Genomic DNA, 5,436 nt, shown 5'->3' with positions numbered 1-5,436 from the left:
CCCTCCCGATCGGTGGTGGCATCGTCCGCGAAGCGACGGTCACCGGTCGCATCGGGCACGTACTTCACACAGACAACGATCCTCAAGCTCACGGCCTGCTCTCCTGTTACTGGTCTCGTCCGGCGGCTGCGGCTGCACCCGTGTGTGTCGTTCGGCGCACGCGCACGGCCTGGTCAGGCGGCGTGCGCCGGTGCCCTCCGGAACTCCCCGGCAGCATACCCACGCGTAGTCCAAGCGTCACTACTCGCCAGTAGCTTACGCTGCCCGGAACCGCCCGGGCCGCGACGCCGCCACCCTGGCGCCCATCCTGCCGCAGCCCACCCCGCCTGCCACCTGACCCCGCGCCAGATCGGCTGTGAGATTGAACGCCGGACGGCACCGAACCGAGGGCGCGCCAGCCGGATCACGCCCTAGACCGCCTCGCCGAGCGCCGCGATGACATCCGCCCGGCGCGGCTGCCCGGCCGCCCGGCGCACCACCCGGCCGGACGCGTCCAGCACCAGCACGGTGGGGGTGCGCAGGATGTCGAGCCGGCGCACCAGCTCCAGCCGGGACTCGGCGTCCACCTCCACGTGCGCCACCCCCGGCACCATCGCGGCGACCTCCGCGAGCGTCCGCCGGGTCGCCCGGCAGGGCTGGCAGAACGAGGTGGAGAACTGCACCAGGGTGGCGCGCTCGCCCAACTCCGCGCCCAACTCCGCACCGGTCAGCCGCACCCCGCCGCGCACCCTGAGCCTCCCGTCCCGCGCCATCCGCACCACGCCGAACACGCCGGCCGCAGCCAGCACCGCCAGGCACACGATCAGTCCGGTCATCGGTCCAGTGTGGCAAACCCGGCCCTGGGCCCGGAAGCCGCACCCCAGTAGGATCGGCCCGTGGACACCCGAGCACCGCTCTCGACTCCCCGGCTGACCAGCCGCCGGGTGATCGACCTGTGCCGCGCCACCGCCATGCGCTGTCGCTTACCCGACCCCACCGTCACCCCGTCAGCCCGCAGCGCCCCTGGAGCACCCCGTGCAGATCGACCCGCGCGGCCCGCGTTTCGCCGCCGTCCTCACCTCCCTCGTCCTCGCCGCCGTCCTGCTCACCGGCAGCGGCACCCTGCTCGCCGTCCAGACCCTGGTCTTCGCCGCCGGCGCGTTCGGCGGCCTGCGCCACGCCCCGTACGGCTGGCTGTACCGCGTCCTGCTGCAACCCCGGCTCGGCCCGCCCGCCGAACTCGAGGACGCCCGGCCGCCGCGCTTCGCCCAGGCCGTCGGCTTCGGCTTCGCCCTGGTCGGCACGCTCGGTTACCTCGGCGGGGCGACCTGGCTGGGCCTGGCCGCCACCGGGCTGGCCCTCGCCGCGGCCTTCCTGAACGCCGCCTTCGACTACTGCCTCGGCTGCGAGTTCTACCTGCTGCTGCGCCGTGCCCGTCCCGGCCTCGGGGCCTGACCCGGGCGGAAGTTCCCGACCTGGGCGCCCGCCCGTGTGAGAGAGGCCTCCCCTTCCGACCCGGCCCCGGGCGGGCCCAGGCGTGACAGACCGTGCCCGTTCGGGGGATCATCGGGGGGAAACACCCGTGGCCGCCGCGGCGTGCCGCGACTCGTCGGCCCCAGCCACGCCCCGGGTACCACCAGACCGGGCGCCAGCCCGTGGGAAGTAGGGCTGACCGTGGCTGAGTTCGTGTACCCGCCGGTTATCCGCACAGCGATCACCGCCTTCAAGGCGCTGGACCTGCGGATCACCATCGTCGGCGCCGAGCACGTCCCCGCCACCGGCGGCGCCGTGCTGGTCAGCAACCACATCAGCTACCTGGACTTCATCTTCGCCGGCTTCGGCGCGTACCGGGTGGCCCGCCGCAAGACCCGCTTCATGGCCAAGGACGACGTCTTCAAGCACAAGGTCTCGGGCCCGCTGATGCGCGGCATGAAGCACATCCCGGTCGACCGCACCGACGGGCAGCCCGCCTACGAGGCCGCCGTCAAGGCGCTGCGCGAGGGCGAGGTGGTCGGCGTCTTCCCCGAGGCGACCATCAGCCGCTCCTTCATGCTGAAGAAGTTCAAGACCGGCGCCGCCCGGATGGCCGCCGACTCCGGCACCCCGCTGCTGCCGGTGATCCTCTGGGGCACCCAGCAGCTGTGGACCAAGGGCCGGCCCAAGACCCTGACGAAGCGTCACGTCCCGGTCACCATCATGATCGGCGAGCCGATCCACCTCACCGACGCCGACAAGCCGGTGATGGTCACCCGCCGCCTGCGCGCCGCGATGTCCGAGATGCTGGACCGTGCCCAGCGCGACTACCCCGCCAAGCCGGCCGGCCCCGAGGACGACTGGTGGCTGCCCGCCCACCTCGGCGGCACCGCCCCCACCCCGGAGGTCGCCGAAGCCGAGGACGAGGCCGAAGCCGCCGCCAAGGCCGAACGCCGCAGCACCAGCTGACACCCCGTCGGGCCGCACCTGACGCTCCGCCGGCCGGACCGGTGGCGGCCCGACTCCCCCGCCACCGGTGGTCCTGGACCGCCCTCACCCACCACGGCGGGCATCCCCCGCGACCTTCCCCGCCACCCCCGCCCGGGCGACGCCCTCCACCTCGACGCAGATGCCGAACACCCGTGCGTGGCCGGTCCAACCATTGACCCGGCCCCGGTTGTTGCTGATCTGCACCCGCTTCCGGACCGGATCGACTGCCGACACCAGGTGCAGGTACACCGTCCCCGCCACCCGGGCCAGCACGATGTCACCGACCTCCACCATCGCCGGATCGACCGGAGCGACCACCACCGACTGCCGACTGCGAATCAGCGGCACCATCGAGTTCCCACTCGGCCGGAACTCCACCCTCGCCCCACCGGCCACCCTGGCCGCCACACCGTCCAACACACCCATCCGCCGATCGTCGCAGCCCCCGCCGCCCCGACCAACCGAAATTCGCCCCCGCGCGCGGCTCCCGGCATCCGACCATCGCACTCTCACCCGTTCCCCAGATCGCGCTCATTCGCCGTTCCTACGCTGCGCGGACGGTAAAGAGATCGGAAAGGACCGGGAGCTCCATGGCAGCCGAGCACCAGCACACCTCGCACCACGAGGACCACGAGGACCACCACGAAGGCCAACGGGTCAGCCGCCGCCGTGCCCTCGCCGGCATCAGCAGCATCGGTCTCGGCGCACTCCTCGCCGCCTGCGCCGGCTCCAAGGGCGGCAGCACCAGCGCGGCCACCACCACCGGATCGACAGCGAGCATCAGCCCGCAGGCCTCCACCACCGAGGACCTCACCGGCCTGTTCGCGAACGCGGGCACCTGCACCCTCACCGCCCAGACCACCCAGGGCCCGTACTACTTCGACGCCGACAAGATCCGCAGCGACATCCGCGAGGACCGCGAGGGCGTCCGCCTGCGCCTGGCCGTCCGGGTCCAGGACTCCGAGAGCTGCCAGGCGATCCCCAACGCGGTCGTGGAGATCTGGCACTGCGACGCCGCCGGCCTCTACTCCGGCGCGGAGACCCTCTCCTCCGGCGGCGGTGGCGGCTCCGGCGGACCGGGCGGCAACGGCCCCGGCGGCACCCAGCCCGTCGGCGCCCCCACCGGCTCCCCGCCGTCCGGCGCTCCGTCAGGCGCCCCGTCCGGCGCGCCCGGTGGCGGCGGCCAGGGCGACCTCACTCCGCAGGACGACAAGCGCTACCTGCGCGGCGCCCAGGTCACCAACAAGGACGGCATCGTCCAGTTCACCACCATCTGGCCGGGCTGGTACGTCAGCCGCACCGTCCACATCCACGCGATGGTGCACATCGACAACGAACGGACCCTCACCACCCAGCTGATGATGGACGAGTCCCTCAACAGCGCGGTCTTCGCCCGGGCTCCGTACAGCAACCACACCGGACGCGACACCTTCAACGACGGCGACAGCATCTACCGGCCGAGCATGCTGCTGAAGGTCATCGAGGACGGCGACGGCTACCTCGGCGTGATCACCTTCGCCGCCGACCCCGACAAGAACGGCAAGTAGCGCCCGGACGGCCCACCACACGGCCCCCGAAGCACCGTCAGACCGCCTCGGGGGCCAAGCACTTACGCCTACCGACCCGCCACGCGGTCACTCAGCCGCACGATCGACACCTCGATCTGGCCGAACCCGTCCTCCCACCCGATCACCGGCTCGCAGCCCGCCGACTCCAGCCCGCCCGCCGAGGCGTCCTCGAGCATCGGCATCATCCCCTCGTCACCGTCGGTGCAGAAGAACCCGAGGTGCGCCCGCAGTCCTTCGTGCCCGATCGCGGACAACTGCTCCTCCCACTCCTCCTCGGCCTCCACCTCGAAGGACACCAGGTCCCCAGGCCCCGTCCCGGTGTCGAGAGCGACCCGGAACGCATCGAACAGCGACCCGTCGGAGCGGAGCCGCGCGAAGAACACCGTCCACGCACCGTCGAACGCGGGCTCCGCCAGGTCCACCCCGAAGCGCTCCACCAGCGGCGCCAGCTCGGCCCCCCGGATCAGCCCCGGCGAGAAGCACGCGCCGTCCAGCGCAGTGACGAACTCCACCGGAAACGCGGCCCGCCGCTCCGCAGACTCCCAGAACTCGAACACCGACCCACTCGCGTCGAAGACCGGCGTCCGCTCGGTCGCATCCGACAAGTAGCAGTCCCAGCGCACCGGTTCGACCCCACGCAACGCGCCCGGCCGCACCCAGGCGGCATCCCGCCGGAACCCCGTCTCGTCGATCAGATTGCTCCCGACGCAGGCCGCGTAGACCGCACCGTCCTGCTCCAACGGCCGGCCCAGCAGAACGGCGAAGGCCTCGGCGAGCTGCCGGTCCCACGCGCCGTCCGCCGCCGCCCGGGCAGCCGGCACGACCGCGGGATCGACAGCTACGGAGGTGTCTCGAGTCATGCCCGCACCCTAGTCCCGGCCCCGGACACCAGCCCTACCTCCCGCCTCCTCGCCCCCACCCGGTACCCTCACCGCGTGATCGACCACGGCATAGCACTCCCCACCTTCCGGATGCACCTGGTCCCCGCGGTCCTCGCCCTGGCCAACCCCACCGTCCAGCACCCGACTTGGCTCGACCCCGCCACCCCCGACGGCCTCCACCACGTCCTGCGTAGCCTCTTCACTGACCACTGCGACGCCGACCACCCCCTCCCCTGGCTCGGTCAAAGCCTCCGCACCACCGAAGAAGCCGCCCTCCTCACCGACCTGGCCGCCGCCCTCCACCACGTCAGAGCCACCACCACCCCCGACGCCTACCCCACGTCCCCCCACTGGCCCGCCGTCCTCACCACCGCCACCCGCCTCGCCCACCTGATGATCCGCAACGACCAACTGGCGCTCTACCACCCGCCCCGCAGCGAATTGCGCCCGGAACGCGAAGAAGCCCCCTGACATCCCGTCAGGGGGCTTCTTCTGAAAGATTGTTCGGCGGCGTCCTACTCTCCCACAGGGTCCCCCCTGCAGTA

Annotated in this window: 7 protein-coding genes and 1 pseudogene; 4 read left to right on the top strand and 4 right to left on the bottom strand. The window is 72.3% G+C overall.

The features are described from left to right. A pseudogene (locus AB0K51_RS34500) lies at window positions 1-92 on the bottom strand (electron transfer flavoprotein subunit beta); the annotation flags it as partial. Between the two features lie 318 nt (window positions 93-410). Then, on the bottom strand, window positions 411-815 hold the full coding sequence (locus tag AB0K51_RS34495) for a thioredoxin family protein (protein WP_363462199.1): 405 nt from the start codon (window positions 813-815) through the stop codon (window positions 411-413). Between the two features lie 199 nt (window positions 816-1,014). On the opposite strand from AB0K51_RS34495, the gene AB0K51_RS34490 reads away from it, so the two are divergent. Together AB0K51_RS34490 and AB0K51_RS34485 are read left to right on the top strand one after the other, a co-directional pair. Further along, on the top strand, window positions 1,015-1,434 hold the full coding sequence (locus AB0K51_RS34490; protein WP_363462197.1) for a DUF4395 domain-containing protein: 420 nt from the start codon (window positions 1,015-1,017) through the stop codon (window positions 1,432-1,434). 219 nt (window positions 1,435-1,653) lie between these two features. Further along, complete coding sequence (locus AB0K51_RS34485) at window positions 1,654-2,421, top strand: lysophospholipid acyltransferase family protein (protein ID WP_363462195.1); 768 nt, start codon at window positions 1,654-1,656, stop codon at window positions 2,419-2,421. Between the two features lie 84 nt (window positions 2,422-2,505). On the opposite strand, the gene AB0K51_RS34480 is transcribed toward AB0K51_RS34485, so the two are convergent. Then, window positions 2,506-2,868 (bottom strand): S26 family signal peptidase, encoded by a 363-nt coding sequence (locus AB0K51_RS34480; RefSeq protein ID WP_363462193.1) that lies wholly within the window; start codon window positions 2,866-2,868, stop codon window positions 2,506-2,508. Window positions 2,869-3,032: 164 nt separating this feature from the next. Here AB0K51_RS34480 and AB0K51_RS34475 point away from each other — a divergent pair, with 164 nt between their 5' ends. Next, complete coding sequence (locus AB0K51_RS34475) at window positions 3,033-3,989, top strand: protocatechuate dioxygenase (protein ID WP_363462191.1); 957 nt, start codon at window positions 3,033-3,035, stop codon at window positions 3,987-3,989. Window positions 3,990-4,057: 68 nt separating this feature from the next. On the opposite strand, the gene AB0K51_RS34470 is transcribed toward AB0K51_RS34475, so the two are convergent. After that, the gene (locus tag AB0K51_RS34470; protein WP_363462189.1) at window positions 4,058-4,870 is read right to left on the bottom strand and encodes a hypothetical protein; all 813 of its coding nucleotides are present in this window, start codon (window positions 4,868-4,870) and stop codon (window positions 4,058-4,060) included. A 75-nt stretch (window positions 4,871-4,945) separates the two neighbouring features. On the opposite strand from AB0K51_RS34470, the gene AB0K51_RS34465 reads away from it, so the two are divergent. Then, window positions 4,946-5,362: a hypothetical protein gene (locus AB0K51_RS34465; protein ID WP_363462187.1), complete on the top strand. Its 417-nt coding sequence runs from the start codon at window positions 4,946-4,948 to the stop codon at window positions 5,360-5,362. The last annotated feature ends 74 nt before the right edge of the window (window positions 5,363-5,436 follow it).

Source organism: Kitasatospora sp. NPDC049285 (genome assembly GCF_040678815.1).
Lineage (GTDB): Bacteria > Actinomycetota > Actinomycetes > Streptomycetales > Streptomycetaceae > Kitasatospora.
The sequence above is the reverse complement of the archived record's forward strand: the minus strand, read 5'-3'. Positions and strand labels throughout refer to the sequence as shown.